Origin of the sequence: Psychrobacter sp. A3, assembly GCF_028823565.1 — a bacterium.
GTDB lineage: Bacteria > Pseudomonadota > Gammaproteobacteria > Pseudomonadales > Moraxellaceae > Psychrobacter > Psychrobacter celer.
This window is the reverse complement of record NZ_JAPEHS010000012.1, coordinates 1-17,238: the sequence shown is the minus strand read 5'-3', so window position 1 is coordinate 17,238 and position 17,238 is coordinate 1. Positions and strand designations below refer to the sequence as shown.

General features: G+C 49.1%; 14 protein-coding genes and 2 riboswitches. Of the genes, 6 read left to right on the top strand and 8 right to left on the bottom strand.

The genetic code is table 11. The features are described from left to right. Positions 1–60 precede the first annotated feature (60 nt). Positions 61–1,536: an NAD-dependent succinate-semialdehyde dehydrogenase gene (locus NK638_RS03410; RefSeq protein ID WP_274631950.1), complete on the bottom strand. Its 1,476-nt coding sequence runs from the start codon at positions 1,534–1,536 to the stop codon at positions 61–63. Positions 1,537–1,820: 284 nt separating this feature from the next. Between NK638_RS03410 and NK638_RS03405 the strand changes: the two genes are divergently transcribed. Next, positions 1,821–2,591 (top strand): IclR family transcriptional regulator, encoded by a 771-nt coding sequence (locus NK638_RS03405; protein WP_274631949.1) that lies wholly within the window; start codon positions 1,821–1,823, stop codon positions 2,589–2,591. Between the two features lie 61 nt (positions 2,592–2,652). Here NK638_RS03405 and NK638_RS03400 read toward each other — a convergent pair whose 3' ends face one another. Next, positions 2,653–3,852 (bottom strand): CaiB/BaiF CoA transferase family protein, encoded by a 1,200-nt coding sequence (locus tag NK638_RS03400; RefSeq protein ID WP_446739804.1) that lies wholly within the window; start codon positions 3,850–3,852, stop codon positions 2,653–2,655. A gap of 182 nt (positions 3,853–4,034) precedes the next feature. Next, positions 4,035–5,219 carry an acyl-CoA dehydrogenase gene (locus NK638_RS03395; RefSeq protein WP_274631947.1) on the bottom strand — a complete coding sequence of 395 codons (1,185 nt, stop codon included), beginning with the start codon at positions 5,217–5,219 and terminating at the stop codon, positions 4,035–4,037. Between the two features lie 188 nt (positions 5,220–5,407). Here NK638_RS03395 and NK638_RS03390 point away from each other — a divergent pair, with 188 nt between their 5' ends. The 3 genes from NK638_RS03390 (at position 5,408) to NK638_RS03380 (ending at position 9,151) form a co-directional block, all read left to right on the top strand. Then, positions 5,408–6,235: an IclR family transcriptional regulator gene (locus NK638_RS03390; RefSeq protein WP_274631946.1), complete on the top strand. Its 828-nt coding sequence runs from the start codon at positions 5,408–5,410 to the stop codon at positions 6,233–6,235. 243 nt (positions 6,236–6,478) lie between these two features. Continuing rightward, complete coding sequence (locus NK638_RS03385; RefSeq protein WP_274631945.1) at positions 6,479–8,281, top strand: FMN-binding glutamate synthase family protein; 1,803 nt, start codon at positions 6,479–6,481, stop codon at positions 8,279–8,281. 57 nt (positions 8,282–8,338) lie between these two features. After that, the gene (locus tag NK638_RS03380; protein WP_274631944.1) at positions 8,339–9,151 is read left to right on the top strand and encodes a phosphodiester glycosidase family protein; all 813 of its coding nucleotides are present in this window, start codon (positions 8,339–8,341) and stop codon (positions 9,149–9,151) included. Positions 9,152–9,338: 187 nt separating this feature from the next. On the opposite strand, the gene NK638_RS03375 is transcribed toward NK638_RS03380, so the two are convergent. The 5 genes from NK638_RS03375 to NK638_RS03355 all read right to left on the bottom strand — a co-directional run bounded on the left by NK638_RS03375 (position 9,339) and on the right by NK638_RS03355 (position 14,496). After that, positions 9,339–10,547, bottom strand: coding sequence for a globin domain-containing protein (locus NK638_RS03375; RefSeq protein ID WP_192992978.1), 1,209 nt, complete (start codon positions 10,545–10,547; stop codon positions 9,339–9,341). A gap of 327 nt (positions 10,548–10,874) precedes the next feature. Continuing rightward, a complete protein-coding gene (locus NK638_RS03370; RefSeq protein WP_274631943.1) occupies positions 10,875–12,077 on the bottom strand; it encodes a vWA domain-containing protein in 1,203 nt (400 codons plus the stop codon). 92 nt (positions 12,078–12,169) lie between these two features. Beyond that, positions 12,170–13,024 carry an AAA family ATPase gene (locus tag NK638_RS03365; RefSeq protein ID WP_105245130.1) on the bottom strand — a complete coding sequence of 285 codons (855 nt, stop codon included), beginning with the start codon at positions 13,022–13,024 and terminating at the stop codon, positions 12,170–12,172. A gap of 257 nt (positions 13,025–13,281) precedes the next feature. Then, complete coding sequence (locus NK638_RS03360) at positions 13,282–13,932, bottom strand: hypothetical protein (RefSeq protein WP_227526412.1); 651 nt, start codon at positions 13,930–13,932, stop codon at positions 13,282–13,284. A 243-nt stretch (positions 13,933–14,175) separates the two neighbouring features. After that, positions 14,176–14,496: a YcgL domain-containing protein gene (locus tag NK638_RS03355; RefSeq protein ID WP_274631942.1), complete on the bottom strand. Its 321-nt coding sequence runs from the start codon at positions 14,494–14,496 to the stop codon at positions 14,176–14,178. Between the two features lie 248 nt (positions 14,497–14,744). Then, positions 14,745–14,923, top strand: a riboswitch (glycine riboswitch). A 50-nt stretch (positions 14,924–14,973) separates the two neighbouring features. Continuing rightward, positions 14,974–15,131, top strand: a riboswitch (glycine riboswitch). A gap of 178 nt (positions 15,132–15,309) precedes the next feature. Here NK638_RS03355 and gcvT point away from each other — a divergent pair. Both gcvT and gcvH read left to right on the top strand, forming a co-directional pair. After that, entirely contained in the window at positions 15,310–16,494 is a 1,185-nt protein-coding gene (gene gcvT / locus NK638_RS03350) for a glycine cleavage system aminomethyltransferase GcvT (protein ID WP_274631941.1), read from the top strand. Positions 16,495–16,561: 67 nt separating this feature from the next. Next, positions 16,562–16,942 (top strand): glycine cleavage system protein GcvH, encoded by a 381-nt coding sequence (gene gcvH / locus NK638_RS03345; RefSeq protein WP_075101105.1) that lies wholly within the window; start codon positions 16,562–16,564, stop codon positions 16,940–16,942. Positions 16,943–17,238: the final 296 nt, after the last annotated feature.

Sequence of the window (17,238 nt, the reverse complement as noted above, 5' to 3'; positions counted from 1 at the left end):
TGCGACGATGCCGCATTAAAATGAAATGGTTAAATAAAAAGCAGCGTATGCTAGGTGCGATTAGGCACTGACATCAGAGCACCAGTACTTGGTCACTACATACTCTTCGATGCCGTACTTTGAGCCTTCGCGGCCAAAACCTGATTGCTTGACACCGCCAAATGGAGCAACTTCCGTGGAGATAAGGCCGGTATTATGACCGATGATGCCGTACTCCAGCCCTTCTGTGACACGCCATGAGCGCGCATAGCTGCCACTATAAAAATAAGCGGCCAAGCCGTAGATGGTGTCATTTGCTTGACGGATGACATCTGCTTCGTCGTCAAAGGTAAAGATGGTGGCGATGGGGCCAAAGATCTCTTCAGAGGCGATATCCATCTCAGCGCTGATATCAGTGATGACGGTTGGATTGTAAGACAGCTCTGAAGCACCGTTGGTGCTGCCGCCAGTGATAAGCGTCGCGCCTTTGTCTAAAGCGTCTTTTAGCAGCGCTTGCACTTTCTCCAAAGCTTGTTTGTTGATCAACGGGCCGATATCCACGCCTTCGTCCATACCGTTGCCGACGTTGAGCTCAGCGACTTTTTTGACAAACACGTCAAGAAACTTGTCTTTGATGCTCTCTTGTACATAGACGCGGTTGGCACAGACACAGGTTTGACCGGCGTTGCGATATTTAGAGGCGATTAAGCCATCAGCGGCGGCTTCTAAATCAGCATCATCAAAAACGATAAATGGGGCATTACCACCCAGCTCGAGCGACAGTTTTTTGATGGTTGGCGCGCACTGTGCCATCAAGGTACGGCCCACTTCCGTAGAGCCAGTAAACGATAGCTTATGAATGCGTGCATCACCGGTGAGAATATCGCCGATGGTGGAAGATTTGCCCGTCACCACTTGGATAACGCCTGCTGGGATACCTGCTTGCTCGGCCAATGCGCCAAGGGCTAGCGCCGAAAATGGCGTTTCGGTTGCAGGCTTGATGATCATGGTGCAGCCTGCTGCGAGCGCCGGTGCCGCTTTGCGGGTAATCATCGCCGCTGGAAAGTTCCAAGGGGTGATGGCCGCGCAGACGCCGACGGGCTGCTTCAAAATAACATGGCGCAATTTTGCTTGGTTGGCAGGAATGACATCACCGTAGACGCGTTTGCCTTCTTCGGCAAACCAGCGGATAAAGCTGTTGGCATAACCCACCTCACCGCGTGACTCAGTCAAGGGCTTGCCTTGCTCTGCGGTCATGATGATGGCCAAATCTTCTTTATTGGCATCAATCAGGTCAGCCCACTTTTGCAATAAGGTGGCACGCTCTTGTGCAGTTTTGGCAGCCCAAGCGATTTGGGCGTCGTGAGCGGCGGCCACGGCATCGTTGACATCTTCAGTGGTCAAGCTTGGTACCGTACCGATAAGCTCGCCATTAAACGGATTGCTCACATCCAGCGTCTCTTCGCTGCTTGCGATATGCCAGCCGTCTTTAATCAAGCACTGTTGTTTGAGCAAATCTGGGTTGGAGAGTGGTAACGTATGTGGCTGTTGTGACATTGTGACGCTCCTTGTCAGTGATAGAGTGCAGATAACGCTGCAACTCTATCGCGGTACATAAATAATGGTCGATAACAGGGTTTATATGATCTATATAAAAAGAGTCTATATAAATAATGATTGATAACTGATTTATTGTTCAATATACTGAACAATAATTCTATATATGAGACATCATTATAAGAACGATGTCCAACCATTTGCAACCCCTATTATCATTTTCGTGATAATTTATGGTGTTATTTTTTTATCACCTTTATTTTACTGACTTTTATAGGTTACTTATGAGCACAGCCGCCGTCCCTGCCTTGGACAAAACCTTTCAAATACTAGATTTGATCACTGATAGTAGCCAACCACTGACGGCCGCTCATATTGCTAAGGCGCTGGATCTACCGCGCAGCTCCACTCACAATATCCTGCAAAGCTTGCTTGCCAAGCACGTCATCTATAAAGACAGCGACAACCGCTTTCATTTAGGCTCATATCTGATGTACTGGGCGGGTAAATACGAGCAGCAGCAAGGCGTTATTCAGTTATTCAAAGACCTTATCATGCACTACCCCATCTTGCTCCAGCATACCGTCACGTTATCTAAACTCGACTTGGGAGAAGTGGTATTTCTAGCTTGTCATGAAGCGCCTGCGCCACTTGGTTTTACCTTTCGCGCGGGCGTTCGCGTGCCTGCAGTGTTTTCGGCCACAGGCAAAGCCATGCTCTCTACCTTGTCGATGGACAGCATTCAATCCATCTATGCCAGCGGCTTTCCTAAACCTATCACGCCGCATGGCGTCGATAACTTTACCGATTTGTCGACCGAGCTGTCCGCCATCAAAGACAGCCGTATCTCACTTGATGATGGGCAACTGCGTGAGGGCATGTATTGTCTTGGCACCTATATCCGTAACGCCTCAGGCCATGCTATCGCTGGCATGGCGGTTAGTTTTTTGCAAGCAGAGTACGAGTCCAAGCGCGCTGACGTCAGTGCCGTGCTGATTGAGCTGGCCGAACAGATTGAGCAGCGTTTGGGCTTTAAAGCGAAGCATTCAGCATAGTAGCTACTTAGTTACTTCCATAATCACTTGCTTCTATTCTTAATTAAGAGAAGGGGCTAGCTTAAACAACCCCATCAGCTTTTAGTTTGGTGATCATCTCGCTGTCATAGCCCAACTCTGCAAGCGTACTATCGGTATGTTCGCTCAGGCGCGGCGGCGGCGTACGATAACTGACCGGCGACGCAGACAGCTTGATCGGGCTACCAAGCGCGCGCACAGGACTGCCTTGCTCGCTAAAATCGACCACCATCTCGCGGGCCAGCGCTTGCGGCATGGCTAGAGCTTCGCTGATATTATGGATCGCCCCGCAAGGAATGCCTGCCTGCTCCAAAGCCGCCAACCAATATGCGCGCGGCTGCTGTGCAAACTTCTCGGCCAGCGCCTCACATAGCTCGTCACGGTGCGTCACACGGGCAGGGTTGGTCATATAGCGGCTATCTGTATGCCAATCCACACCGAGTAGCGCGCAGAGCTTGGCAAACTGACTGTCGTTACCACATGCCAAGATAAAGTGCGCATCGCCTGCCCCCGCAAACACCTGATAGGGGACGATATTGGGGTGCTGGTTGCCGAGCCTTGGTGGGATTTGGTTCGACGCCAAATGATTCATGCCGACGTTTGCCAGCATGGCTAAGGCGCTGTCTAACAGGGCCACATCGACATGCTGACCAAAACCGGTACGCTGACGCGCCAGTAGTGCCGCTTGGATACCAATGGTCAGCTGCAGTCCTGCAAACAGATCCACCACCGCCACCCCGACTTTGTGCGGCTCGCCATCACTTGGCCCTGTGATGCTCATCAGCCCTGATAGCCCTTGAATGATATAGTCATAACCCGGACGCTTGGCATCAGGCCCTGTCTGCCCAAATCCTGTCAAGGATGCATAAATCAAGCGCGGATTGCCATGCTTGAGACTGTCATAATCTAAGCCGTACTTTTTTAGGCCGCCTACCTTAAAGTTTTCAACGACGATATCGCTGTCAGCAGCCAACTGCTTAATGATGGTTTGACCAGCAGTGGTGGTGATATCGACCGTTAGGGATTTTTTATTACGATTGATGGTGGCGTAGTAGGCTGATGTGCCGTCGCTGAACTTAGGCGGTGCCCAGTGCCGTGTCTCATCACCGACATTGGGACGCTCGACCTTGATGACCTCAGCACCCAAATCCGCAAGTACCTGCGTACAAGAAGGACCTGCCAATACTCTTGATAAATCGAGCACCTTGATACCGTGCAATGCCCCTTTTGCCATCTCAGTCATAATCATCCCTTATCATTTGGTGTGCGCGTATACGCTATTTTTTATATACATACAATTGTGATGCGTCATCTCATGATCTATCACTCCAGATAAAAAAATGACGCATCGCAACTAAAAAATGTACGCCACTGCTCAGCAAGCACTAGGCCAAGCAGTAACATACATAAAATCAGCGGTACTGATTAATAAAACGCTTGAATGCCAGTCTGTGCACGTCCTAAGATCAGCGCATGAACATCGTGCGTGCCTTCGTAGGTGTTGACCGCCTCTAGGTTCATGACGTGGCGAATGATATGAAACTCATCAGAGATACCATTGCCGCCATGCATGTCACGTGCCACACGAGCGATATCTAGCGCTTTACCGCAGTTATTGCGCTTGATCAGTGAAATCATCTCAGGGGCAGCGTTGTCTTCATCCATCAAACGGCCAACGCGCAGTGCCGCTTGCAAACCAAGGGCGATATCTGTTTGCATATTGGCAAGTTTGAGCTGCACCAACTGCGTTGCGGCCAGTGGACGGCCAAACTGCTTACGATCTAGCGTGTACTGACGCGCCGCTTGCCAGCAAAACTCAGCTGCGCCCATCGAGCCCCACGCGATACCATAACGGGCTTTGTTTAAGCAGCCGAAAGGCCCTTTGAGTCCGCGGATATCTGGGAAAGCATTGGCTTCAGGGACAAACACCTTATCCATGACAATCTCGCCTGTCACTGAAGCACGTAGTGAGAACTTGCCTTCGATCTTTGGTGCTGATAAGCCTTTCATGCCTTTGTCTAAGATAAAGCCACGAATGTCGCCTGCATCGTCTTTTGCCCAAACGACAAACACATCGGCGATGGGACTGTTGGTGATCCACATTTTATTGCCTGTCAGCTCATAGCCGCCCTCAACCGCACGCGCTCGCGTCGACATAGACGCAGGGTCTGAGCCTGAATCCGGCTCGGTCAAACCAAAGCAGCCGACATACTCGCCCGTTGCCAGTTTTGGTAGATACTTCTCTCTTTGCTCCTCTGTGCCATACGCATGGATAGGATGCATGACAAGGCTTGACTGTACGCTCATCGCCGAGCGGTAGCCTGAGTCCACCGCCTCTACTTCCTTGGCAATCAAACCATAAGCGACGCTCGACAGACCTGCACAGCCATAGCCTTCGATGGTGACACCCAGCAGCCCCATCTCGCCCATCTGGCGCATGATGTTGCGGTCAAAATGCTCATTGCGGTTGGCGTCGATGATATTTGGCATCAGCTCTTTTTGAAAAAACTGACGCGCACTGTCTGTCACCATACGTTCTTCGTCAGTGAGCTGGTCGCGCAATAAAAACGGATCTTGCCAATCAAAACTTGGACGCGTAGATGTTGCCATGTGGGTCTCCTTGATATCGATCGTCCTGATCGATGAGTAATAATAAATGGATGGTAATAACGCTGATAACCGGACTCAACCAATTATTGACTTTTCAATTCCGCTGTGCGAAATTTAGTTTCATAATACAAACTATTTAAGCAAAATTTTGTCATGCTGTAAACCTTTATCAAATAAATGAGGCAAAAATGTCTACTTCTTTAACAGCCGCCCCCTCTTTACTGACGCGTATGAGTAACGCTCTCACCCAAAGCAAAGACGACAATGACCGTCAATTTGTCACCGCGCTTGGCCGCGGGCTGATACTACTGGCCGCATTTGAGCAGCACGAGCAGCTGAGCCATCAGCAGCTTTGTCAGATGACTCATCTACCAAAAGCCACGGTGACTCGCCTGATCCATACGCTTCTCACCCTTGGGTTTTTGCGCACGACAGCGCACGGACAGTATGAGCTAGGCAGTAGTGCCGTGCGTCTGAGTGCAACGGCATGGAGTCGTCACGATATGGTGGCGACCGCCGAGCCGCTGCTACGGCAGTTTGCCAGTAGCAATGAAGTATCGGTGAATCTGGCCACCGAAGTCGAAGGAGAGATGCGCTATCACGCTTGCTGTCGTAGCCCTGCCCGCCTGTCTGTCAATCTACAAGTCGGCTCTGCCGTGCCTGTGGCTCGTACGGCGATTGGACGCGCGTTTTATGCCGTCAGCACCAAAGCTCGGCAAGCTGTCATCAAAGACAACCTACACGCGCATTTGTCCGACACAGACTATCAGCACGCACAAACGGCGCTGGATGCCGCTGTGGCACATTATGATGCGCACGGCTATACATTATCTGACGGAGAATTTTCTACCGATATATTGGCGGTCGCGGTTGGAGTATTTGACGTCGCTACTGGGCGATACGCTTATTCGCTAAATGCTAGCGTGCCCAGAGCCAACTGGGATGCTGATGAGTATGCAAAGATGGTCGTACCAAAACTACAAGCACTGGCGCTCAAGATCGGCCGCGGCGAGTGAGACGCAAAGGATTGGTTCACATGCGCACCCAGAAAAAGATACGCACTAAACTGCCAGTTATTAGCACTCTGTTACCCAATTAACACCCAGCAGTGATATCATAGGCGCATAATATAAGCGAGCAGTTTGAGCGTTTTATCTACATCTAATAGCGATGATAATAACAGAGTGGTTTTTTGTCGGCCGTCTCTGTGAATTGTTATCGCTTTTTTTAATATCTATGTATTACTGTTGAGTGTCGTTATGCCCCAATCTCGTACCAATTTGAACCCAGAACCCAAGACCGGCTCACCTTATTTGATGGGCTTGCTGCTGCGCTATAGCACCTTTGGCGCTGCTATTTTGATTTTTTTGGCGGGGCTATTACTAGTCAACTGGTGGCTCATATTTTTTGGTGGTTTTGGCGTGGCACTTGGCGTTTATGATTTGATTCAGTCCAATCACTCTATCTTGAGCAACTACCCTGTGGCAGGTCACATTCGCTATGTGCTAGAGGATTTTCGTCCTGAGATTCGCCAGTATTTGTTAGAAGACGACAAAGAACAAGTGCCGTTTTCGCGTCAGCAGCGCGCCCTTGTGTATCAACGCGCCAAAAACGTCAGCGATACCAATGCTTTTGGTACTTTGGACAATCTATATACGCAAGGCAAAGAGTGGTTTTTGCAATCAGCGGTCAGCCAACCTTTAGAAAACAAAGACTTCCGTATCATCGTGGGCGGCGAGCGCTGTCTGCAGCCACACGATATGTCGGTATTTAATATCTCGGCGATGAGTTTTGGCAGCTTGTCTGCCAACGCCACCATGGCACTTAACCAAGGTGCCAAGATGGGCGGGTTCACCCATGATACGGGAGAAGGTGCCATCAGCCCTTATCACCGTAAGTTTGGCGGCGACTTGATTTGGGAGATTGGCACGGGGTATTTTGGCTGCCGTGATGACCATGGCAACTTTGACCCACAGTCTTTTGCCGAAAAAGCCGTCGATCCCCAAGTAAAAATGATCGAAATTAAACTCTCACAAGGTGCCAAGCCAGGTAAAGGCGGCGTCTTGCCAAGCGAAAAAATCACCGCAGAGATTGCCCAAACCCGCCAAGTACCCATGGGTCAAGACTGCGTATCGCCTTCATCACATAGCGCGTTTAGCACGCCGCGTGAGCTGGTCGCATTTTGGCAGCAGCTGCGTGAACTATCGGGCGGCAAGCCAGTTGGCTTTAAGCTCTGCGTGGGTCAGCCTTGGCAGTTTATGGCGATTGTCAAAGCCATGATCGAAACCGACAACTATCCTGATTTTATTGTCATCGATGGCGCAGAAGGCGGGACAGGCGCCGCACCTGTTGAGTTTATGGACAACGTCGGTATGCCCATGGTCGAAGGGTTTTTGTTGGTGCATAATACCTTGGTCGGTGCAGGCATCCGTGACAAAATCAAGCTCGGTGTCAGTGGTAAGATTGTCTCAGGATTTGATATTGCCCGTATGATTGCCCTTGGTGCTGACTGGTGTAACTCTGCCCGTGGCTTTATGTTTGCGGTTGGCTGTATTCAGTCGCGCTCATGCCATACCAACACTTGCCCTGTCGGCGTGGCAACGCAAGACCCTTATCGTCAAAAAGCGCTGGATGTACCGAGCAAAGCTGAGCGCGTGGCAAACTTCCATAAAAACACCCTCAAGTCCCTAGCCAGTATCGTCGGCGCAGTCGGTCTGCAGCACCCAAGCCAATTGCAGCCGTATCATATCGCGCGCCGCCTCGATGATGGTCAAATCAAACTTCTCTCAAAGTTCTTTTACTTTGCTGACCAAGGGGCTTTGCTAGAACAAAATGCGCGTGCCGATGTCTTTAATCAGATGTGGGTGATGGCCAATCCTGATAGCTTCTTGGCCAACAACGACGCCCTTATCGCTTATAACAAAGACTCGCGTGATAAAGGCAAAGAGACCAATGCGCCAACTGAAAAAACCACAGCTATCGCCGAGGACATCATCGATGGTGGCATGCTCATCGGTAACGTCAACAATACCTTTCGCGACTTACCGCCTGATCATGACTAGTCGCGTATCACCGCTGACCTGCGGTATCCTGTACTCACAAATAAAGGCCGCCGACTGATGCCAAGTGCCACCTCACTCGCCACGCTAGCAAGCGTGGCCCTACTCGCGCTGAGCCTCAGCGCCTGCTCCCCTGCGGCCACTGACGCTGCTAGCGACTCATCGCAGTGGGCCTGTCAGATACAGCAGGCGCCATTTGCTTATAGCGCCTGTGCGATTGAGGCGTCAGCGCTGGGTGATAAGCGGCATGTGCTACAGCTATTTTGGCAAAAGTCTGATAGTACGCAGCCTTTACTCAGCTTTGATGAGTTGTTGGCGGCGCTACCAGCCGGCCAGACTCTCAGCTTTGCCATGAATGCTGGCATGTATAATAAGCGCTTTGCCCCTATTGGCTATACTGTCATCGAAGGGGTAGAAAAGCGCGCTTTAAACCTAAAGTCAGGCGGTGGCAATTTTCATTTATTGCCCAATGGTGTACTGTGGTGGGAGCGTGACGGCAAGGTGCAGATCACAGAATCTCAAGCATTCAGCGAGCAGCTAAACGGCGGGCAAGTGCAGCCATGGTATGCCACTCAATCAGGGCCGATGCTGGTGATTCAAGATCAAATACACCCAAAGTTTAACCCCGAAAGCCAATCCGCTAAAATCAGAAACGGGGCTGGCGTTTGTCGTGATGGTCGCATTCGGTTTGTCCATAGCGACGAGCCTGTGACCTTTTATCAATTTGCGACCTTGTTTAAGGAATACTTGGGCTGCCCGAATGCCTTGTTTTTAGATGGCGGCGTGGCCTCGGCTCTATACGCGCCCAGCATCAATCGGCACGATAAAAAACAGATGGGTGTGATGATTGGACTGGTCGACAGCTCTGACTAGACCCTATTAGGGCGTATCCTCAATTCAATCGCTAGCCATCTAAATGAGGATACACCTAAACTACAAACGCAAAAAAGCACCTAAATAATAAAAATATTTAGGTGCTTTTGTATGTGACACGCCCATGACTGCGCTGGACGTTAACATTTTATTGACCAAGCCGCCACTGGTCAAAGTCGATGCAGGATTAGCTACCCAAACTCATTTTGGGGCCAAACGGCTCATAATGTACACTATCCACGCCATGATCGAGCGTCATGAGCCCATCGATCATACTCTCCATAAATGGCATTGAGCCACAGACATAAATGTCCGCAGGCTTAGGTAGGTTGGCAAGCCATGCGGCGTCCAATAGCTGTCCTGACTCAAAGTAAAAAACATGCCTCTCTACCGTTTCAGCTTTCGCTAGCAGTGCCTCGACCTTGTCTGCAAAGGCGTGATGGGCTTTGTTTTGGCAGGCATATACCCAGATGATCGGCCGCTTTGGATTGGCCATAATCTGCGCCTCCAACATAGCCAGTACAGGCGTCACCCCTACGCCCGCGCTCATCAGTACCAGTGGCACCTCGTTTTGGGTCATCAGGTGTTGCTCAAGCACAAAGTCGCCAGCTGGTGCAGATAACAAAATCGTATCACCGACGTTTATGTGGTCATGCAGATGGTTTGAGACCAAACCATGATGCGCGTTGCGATTGTCGCGTCTGACTGCAAACTTGATGCCCTCTTCGGTATTTGCTGAGTACAGAGAATAGTGACGCAAAGCGGTGTGATCGCTGTCTTTGGGTTCTGTTTTTACAGTGATGTATTGTCCAGCACTCAAACGCATTTTATGTAAATCAATCGCTTGATGGTTTGCCGTATCGCCGTCTTTATACTCATTGCTGGGCACCGCGGTAAAGGCGGCAATATCCGTCGCCACCGCGGTCTTTTTTGTTACGGTAAATGGCGCAAAGCCTTGCCACAGCGCAGACTCATACATGTCTTGCTCGATTTGGATAAACACCGAAGCAATCTCATCATAAGCCTCTGTCCAAGCATGGATAATCTCATCCGTTGCCGCCTCACCCAGCACTTCTTTTATCGCGCCGATGAGATGCTTGCCAACGATAGGATAATGCTCAGGTAAAATCTGCAGGGCTCGATGCTTATGGCTGATTTGGGTGACTTGCGGCAGTAGCATTGCCAGCTTGTCCAGATGCTTTGCTGCCGCCAGCACTGTCATCGCCAGCGCCGTCTGCTGACGCCCAAGCTTTTGATTGGTTTCATTAAAGATATCCAGCAGCTCAGGATGCTCAGCAAACATGTTTTTATAAAACACCGTGGTGATGGCGGTGCCATGCTCTTCGAGTACAGGTACGGTGGCGGTGACGATTTCTAGGGTTTTTGGTGAAGCCATGATAACTCTCTTAGTGATTGCTATATAAAAAGGTTGCTACTGATAAATGAGTCTTTTCACAAATGTTTATAAAGTGATTAAAGATTGCTTGACTTACTTTATAAGATTCATTTTAAATGAATGTTAACACATTTTATTACGTATACCAATGCGCTATCGCTATTCAGCCGTTTTTTAAGCAAAAAAAAGCAGCCATGATGATATCAATGACTGCTTATGAAAAAACACTAATTCCAGCTATACTAATGATTTATAAAGACAAATATCAGCATTGAAAGCCGCTCACTATCTTTAAAAAACCATATATATCAACACCCTACTATAAAATCAACGCGCCATATAGTCGGTCATTTCTTCAACCCCATGCAGCGTCATCGGATACATTTTATGCTCAAATAGCTTTTTGATTTCACCGATGGTCTGAGTATATTGCCAGTACGCGGGGTTTTCTGGGTTGAGCCACGCCACTTTATCAAAGTGCTCAAGTACACGTTTTAGCCATACCACCCCCGCTTCGTTATTCATATACTCGACGCTACCGCCTACCGAAAACAGCTCATAGGGTGACATCGACGCATCGCCGACAAAGATGACGCGATACTCACGGCCATAGGTATTGAGCAGCTCAAAAGTCGGTATCGGGGCACTGTGCCGACGGTTATTGTCCTTCCAGACGTAGTCATACAGACAGTTATGAAAATAAAAAAACTCTAAGGTCTTAAATTCGTTTTTTGCCGCCGAAAACAGTTTTTCTAGACTACCGCCGACATCGAACAGCATCAATACTTTAACGCGATTGCGGCGTTCAGCTTGCATATGAATATCGAGTACGCCTTTTTTGGCCGTGCGCTTGATGGTCTCATGGATATCGAGCTCATCGGCGCTACCAGTACGGGCAAACTGGCGCAGGTTGCGTAGCGCCATCTGAATCTGACGCGTACCCAGCTGATTGTCGTCATCGAGGTTACGATATTTGCGCTGCTCCCAAACTTTGACCGCACTGCGTTTACGCGACTCACCGCCGACGCGCACCCCTTCAGGATGATCACCATAAGCGCCAAACGGTGAGGTGCCGCCAGTGCCAACCCATTTGCTTCCGCCCTGATGACGCTCTTTTTGCTCCTTTAGACGCTCCTCAAGTGCCTTCATCAACTCCTCAAGCGAGCCGTATTTTTTGAGCAAACGCCGCTGCGCTTCGGTCAAATTTTTGGGATCTAGCTTGAGATCGAGCCACTCTTTTGGGATATCTGTCAGCTTGCTCATCAGCTCATCGATATCTAGGCTATCGATACCTTCAAAATAATCAGCCATGGCACGGTCAAACTTATCAAAATGACGCTCATCTTTGACCATACAGAGGCGAATCAGTCGGTACATATCCTCGCGACTGGCAAAGGTAGACAGCGCTGGGTTTTCAGGATGCGGCTGCATCATCAGCCCCTGCTCGAGCGCAGCGTTTAGATCGAGCAGCTCGCGCGTGCTGACTGGCACGCCGTAAGTCCGCAGGGTGTAGAATAATTTGATAAACATAAAATACGCATCACTTATTGGCTGATAAGATTTGATTGGCACCATCATGCTGACAGCGATATGACACCAGACAACGCTGTCAGTCCATACGCCTAACGACGCATCATGTTGGCAAAACGCTGCAACAAGCTCACATCCGCTTCGTTTTTGAGTAGCGCGCCGTATAGCGGCGGGATCGATTTTTCACCGCGCAAGTTTTCTTCTAGCTCTTGTTGCGCCATATCATCGGCAAGCAATAACGTTAACCAATCGACCAATTCCGACGTTGATGGTGGTTTTTTAAGCCCTTGAATACCGCGCAGCTTATAAAAGATATCCAGCGCATCATTGACCAGTTTTTCTTGGATATTGGGGAAATGCACCTCAATGATTTGACGCATGGTATGCTCATCAGGGAAGTCGATGTAGTGAAAAAAGCAGCGGCGCAAAAATGCATCGGGCAGCTCTTTTTCGTTGTTTGAGGTAATAATTACCACTGGGCGCTGCTCGGCGGTGATGGTCTCGCCTGTCTCATAAACATAAAACGACATTTTATCAAGCTCATGCAGCAAGTCATTGGGGAACTCGATATCGGCTTTGTCGATCTCATCAATCAATAGAACACTGCGCTCTTGACTGGTAAAAGCCTCCCAAAGCTTACCGGGTTTGATATAATTGCCAATCTCATACACCTTGTCGTCACCGAGCTGCGAGTCGCGCAAGCGTGAGACCGCATCATACTCATACAGCCCTTGCTCAGCTTTGGTGGTTGACTTGATATGCCAAGTAATCAGCGGCATCCCCAAACTCTGCGCCACCTCCTCGGCTAGCAGCGTTTTACCAGTGCCAGGCTCACCTTTGATCAGTAGCGGTTTTTGTAGTGTCATCGCTGCATTGACTGCCAGTTGTAAATCATCGGTGGCGATATAGCTTTGCGTGCCGGTAAAGGTATGGTTAGTCTTGTCCATCTTGGTCGTCATAGTAAAGTCTCAGTTATCGTTATCAATAAAGTATTTTATAAAATAGCACTCACAAATTAGAGTAGCATAGGCTGATGGATTGCCAAAATACTCATGCGTTCGTCATCCTTCCGATCAGCGCTTCTTACGCCCTAAATATGGTGCATAATGATTAGCCATAAAAAAAGACACACATGGTGTCTTTTTTATAGTCACTTTATAGTCATTGAGCAAATTAAACCATGCCGCTATTGACGCCCATCTCTTCACCCTTTGTCTATCGTATCGTTGGGATTGGCCTGTTTAGACAGTATGCCCTCATTTTTGGCACCGCGCTTTTTGAGATCCAGCGTTTCGTCAGTCTCAGCTACTGGTGCGGGAGCATGAACCTTCGCATGCTCAGTTATATCAGTGTTTTCGGCCAGATAATTGCCTGTGGTCAGCTGCATGGTCGCCTGCGTATCTGCGGCGGTGCGGCTCCGCGCTTTGTCTAGGCTCGACTCAAAAGCACCGCGTATCAGCTGCCAGACAAACCCAACAAACAAGCCCACCACCAGCACCACCATAATGGGCAACATATTGGCAATGGCACTTGTGTAGTCTTTCATCATAATCGCATACACCACACTGATACTGGCAGGAGCAATCTCGCTAGGGTCATCGAGCGCGGTACCGGGCGCGAGCAATACGGCAAACAACACCATCCAGCTCATACCGCCGAGTGGACGCGGCAACATGCGCGCCACCAGCAGCCATAATATCAGTACGATCACCGTTCCCCCCAGATAGGCATACATGGGCAGATCGGCGGGTGGGACATCTTTTACCAGCTGTCCCCACCAAATAGCAATCTCTCCTAAGATATCACTGATACTCTCAAGCGGTAAGCGATGCAATATGTTTTTTAACCAGTCCATGCGTGTTTTATTACCTGCGTTTATCACCAGTAGCGCCAGCAGCGTCTAGTGGTAGTGGGTAAGTTTTGCCGTACTAGGGCGTGTCCTCAATATGACAAAATATATAATAGACATCTGCACTTAACAGAAGATCAGTTTATCACGACTTCCTAGGATATGTCCTCAATCGACACGATAAAGGCAAAGACAAGCGTCTGAGTCTTGCATGCCTTTAGCCTTAAGTGCCATTAGCTTTGAATGCCATCATTCATAAATACTATCTTGTGCTTCGCGGGCGCGTAGCTCTGCTTGGCGGCGCATGACATCTTGCGGCGGCAATTGCACAAAGTACCCTTGTGCTTGGAGCTTTGCCAGCACCTCTTCTTTATCGACGCGAGCCAGCTTCGAGGTGGCGGCCAAATCCAGATGCATGACAAACTGACTACGCCCTAGCCCCGCACGAAACTCTTTGGGCAACACCCCCAGCCAGTCTTTAATCTCATCGGTATCATCTGGATAATCAGGACGCGCAATGTAGATGTACATATCATCATGTTTGGGAAACTTATAAATATCGCAATGCATAAAAACAACCTATCAAAATCTATCGCCATAGGTTAGCATATTTCGGGCAAACATCAGTAGTCGCTTTACGTTCTGCTATGGTAAACCGACTAAAAACTAACAACGCACTCAAGAGGACAAACACCAATATAACGCTGCCACCATGCCTTACTACTGACAATCGCTGGGACAAAAAAGACTTTTTGCCAAAATTATCGACTTTAATGGCGCAGATGGCTTGTAAAAGCGCGGTGAACCTTTCATAATAAAAACGTTTTTCAGGAGAGAGTCTGTAGGCGTGCCTATCTGCTATCAGGTCATTGAAATAAAAGACCGGCAACGATACGTATCAGCCCATCGTGGTAATGTCCTATTGAGCATTATCCACAGACCACCGAAGGCGCATCCACCCTGCCAATCGCTCAGGTAAAAGGACTGAAAAACACATGTCATGATTGTTTTGCGGCGACACCTAACGCGTGGCCTACAAACATAAGGCATAACAAATCTGGAGAGCGGTAAGGACGGACGACGCCTTACCCACCGAAGGGGAGAAAATGCGACAGCATCGTGATGGCAAGAGTAAAGCAAAGGCTTTAGAGACCACGACGATGTGCCGTATTGAAAATCTCAGGTGACAGGACAGATAGGGCTTTTGCTTAAACCGACGTTTGGCGTCTGTTTGGCTGATTGCTCTATTTTTTGTACCACCCTTGGTTGCGATACTTGCGCCCTGCAATATCGCTACTCACTATGATAATGTACCTCTGCCCTGCAACTTTGATAAGTTATGACTGATTATCAAATGCGGCTGATGTTCCATAAGGATTTGTTATGACCGATACTCACAATACCAGCACTCCAAGCACAAACACCGCAGCCCCCAAACACACGCCCCTTTATCAGTCTCACGTCGATAGCGATGGTAAGCTGGTGGATTTTTCTGGTTGGGAGCTGCCCATCCATTATGGCTCACAAATCGAAGAGCACGAAGCGGTACGTACCGATGCCGGTATGTTTGACGTCTCACACATGGTCGTCGTCGATATCAGCGGCGCTGACGCTAAAGCGTGGCTACAAAAGCTGCTGGCGAATGATGTTGCTAAACTCAAAACCGCGGGTAAAGCGCTGTACTCGCCGATGCTAAATGAGCAAGGCGGTATTATTGATGATTTAATCGTCTATCTAATGAATGAGGCCGAAACTGAGTACCGCATCGTCTCTAACGCCGCCACTCGTGACAAAGACTTAGCACAGTTTAATAAAGTCGCAGCAGGTTTTGACATCAGCATCACCGAGCGCCCAGAGCTTGCCATGATTGCGGTACAAGGTCCAAAAGCGGTTGAAAAACTAGCCAAAGCCAAGCCAAGCTGGTCAGAGACACTATCAGGTCTTAAGCCTTTTGTCGGTGCTGATTTGACCGACATCGAAGGCACAGATTGGTTTGTCGCTCGTACCGGTTATACAGGCGAGGATGGCGTCGAAGTCATCATGCATGGCGATAATGCGCCAGCGTTCTTTGAGCAATTAAAAGCTAATGGTATTAAGCCTGCTGGCCTCGGCGCGCGCGATACACTACGTATGGAAGCGGGCATGAACCTCTACGGTCACGACATGGACGAAGAAACCAGCCCGTATGAGTGCAACATGGGCTGGACGCTGGGGCTAAAAGACGATCGTGCCTTTGTCGGTCGTGATGCCTTAGTCAGTAAGCGTCAACAAGCAAAAGACGACAACACCGCCATGAAACAAGTCGGCTTACTACTGACCACCCGCGGTGTCTTGCGTGAGGGCATGACCGTGACCATCAACCAAGGCACAGACAATGAGCAAACCGGTATCATCACCAGCGGTACCTTCTCCCCTAGCCTAAAAAACTCGATCGCAATTGCACGCGTGCCTGCCAGCTTATCAGATGAAGATAGCGTACAGGTCGACCTGCGCGGCAAAGGCAAGTTCGTCGATGTGCGCGTCGTAAAACTCCCTTTTGTCCGTAACGGCAAACAGCAGTTTGACTGATATCCCTGATAAATTTTATCATTAACATCCATTATTTTATTCACCATCCTCACTTAGGAGAGACCCCATGAGCAACATCCCAGCAGAACTAAAATACATCGCCAGTCACGAGTGGCTGCGTTTAGAAGAAGACGGTACGATCACTGTTGGTATCACTGACCATGCTCAAGACCTACTCGGCGACGTGGTATTTGTCGAATTGCCAGACGTTGGCGATATCCTCGCCGTCGACGACGAAATCTCTGTGGTCGAGTCTGTAAAAGCAGCCTCTGACGTCTATGCGCCTATCTCAGGTGAAGTGGTTGCGATCAACGAAGCACTAGAAGATGATCCAGAAATCATCAACTCTGACCCGTACGGCGAAGGCTGGTTCTTTAAAATCAAACCAGACAACATCGCCGATTACGAAGCATTGATGACCGCTGAAGAGTACGAAAACGAGCTGTAATCTACTCAGTCTTTGTTTAAATTTATATAAGCAACACGGCGGATACTGGCGGCAGCAGGTATCTGTTTATCCTACTGTTAGGCCGTTTTTAAGCCGCTTTGAAAAACACAGCGGCAAAAACACGACTGCTAGAGTGTGTCCTCATGTTAAAAATGGCGATAAAAATGAGATAAATCACCGCCAAACAAGGAAAATAGCGCAGATAATATCGAGATATTAATCAGCTATTTGATACCGTTTGACCAGATTTGGCCATTTTTAGCCCATTTAGATGGCTATCGATTGAATTGAGGACA

Excerpts from the sequence above, each read along its gene's own strand:
- NK638_RS03400 (WP_446739804.1), bottom strand. The coding sequence starts at position 3,852 with ATGACTGAGATGGCAAAAGGGGCATTGCACGGTATCAAGGTGCTCGAT.
- gcvH (WP_075101105.1), top strand. The coding sequence starts at position 16,562 with ATGAGCAACATCCCAGCAGAACTAAAATACATCGCCAGTCACGAGTGG.
- NK638_RS03370 (WP_274631943.1), bottom strand. The coding sequence starts at position 12,077 with ATGTTTATCAAATTATTCTACACCCTGCGGACTTACGGCGTGCCAGTC.
- NK638_RS03375 (WP_192992978.1), bottom strand. The coding sequence starts at position 10,547 with ATGGCTTCACCAAAAACCCTAGAAATCGTCACCGCCACCGTACCTGTA.
- gcvT (WP_274631941.1), top strand. The coding sequence starts at position 15,310 with ATGACCGATACTCACAATACCAGCACTCCAAGCACAAACACCGCAGCC.
- NK638_RS03395 (WP_274631947.1), bottom strand. The coding sequence starts at position 5,219 with ATGGCAACATCTACGCGTCCAAGTTTTGATTGGCAAGATCCGTTTTTA.
- NK638_RS03390 (WP_274631946.1), top strand. The coding sequence starts at position 5,408 with ATGTCTACTTCTTTAACAGCCGCCCCCTCTTTACTGACGCGTATGAGT.
- NK638_RS03360 (WP_227526412.1), bottom strand. The coding sequence starts at position 13,932 with ATGGACTGGTTAAAAAACATATTGCATCGCTTACCGCTTGAGAGTATC.
- NK638_RS03365 (WP_105245130.1), bottom strand. The coding sequence starts at position 13,024 with ATGGACAAGACTAACCATACCTTTACCGGCACGCAAAGCTATATCGCC.
- NK638_RS03380 (WP_274631944.1), top strand. The coding sequence starts at position 8,339 with ATGCCAAGTGCCACCTCACTCGCCACGCTAGCAAGCGTGGCCCTACTC.
- NK638_RS03410 (WP_274631950.1), bottom strand. The coding sequence starts at position 1,536 with ATGTCACAACAGCCACATACGTTACCACTCTCCAACCCAGATTTGCTC.
- NK638_RS03385 (WP_274631945.1), top strand. The coding sequence starts at position 6,479 with ATGCCCCAATCTCGTACCAATTTGAACCCAGAACCCAAGACCGGCTCA.
- NK638_RS03355 (WP_274631942.1), bottom strand. The coding sequence starts at position 14,496 with ATGCATTGCGATATTTATAAGTTTCCCAAACATGATGATATGTACATC.
- NK638_RS03405 (WP_274631949.1), top strand. The coding sequence starts at position 1,821 with ATGAGCACAGCCGCCGTCCCTGCCTTGGACAAAACCTTTCAAATACTA.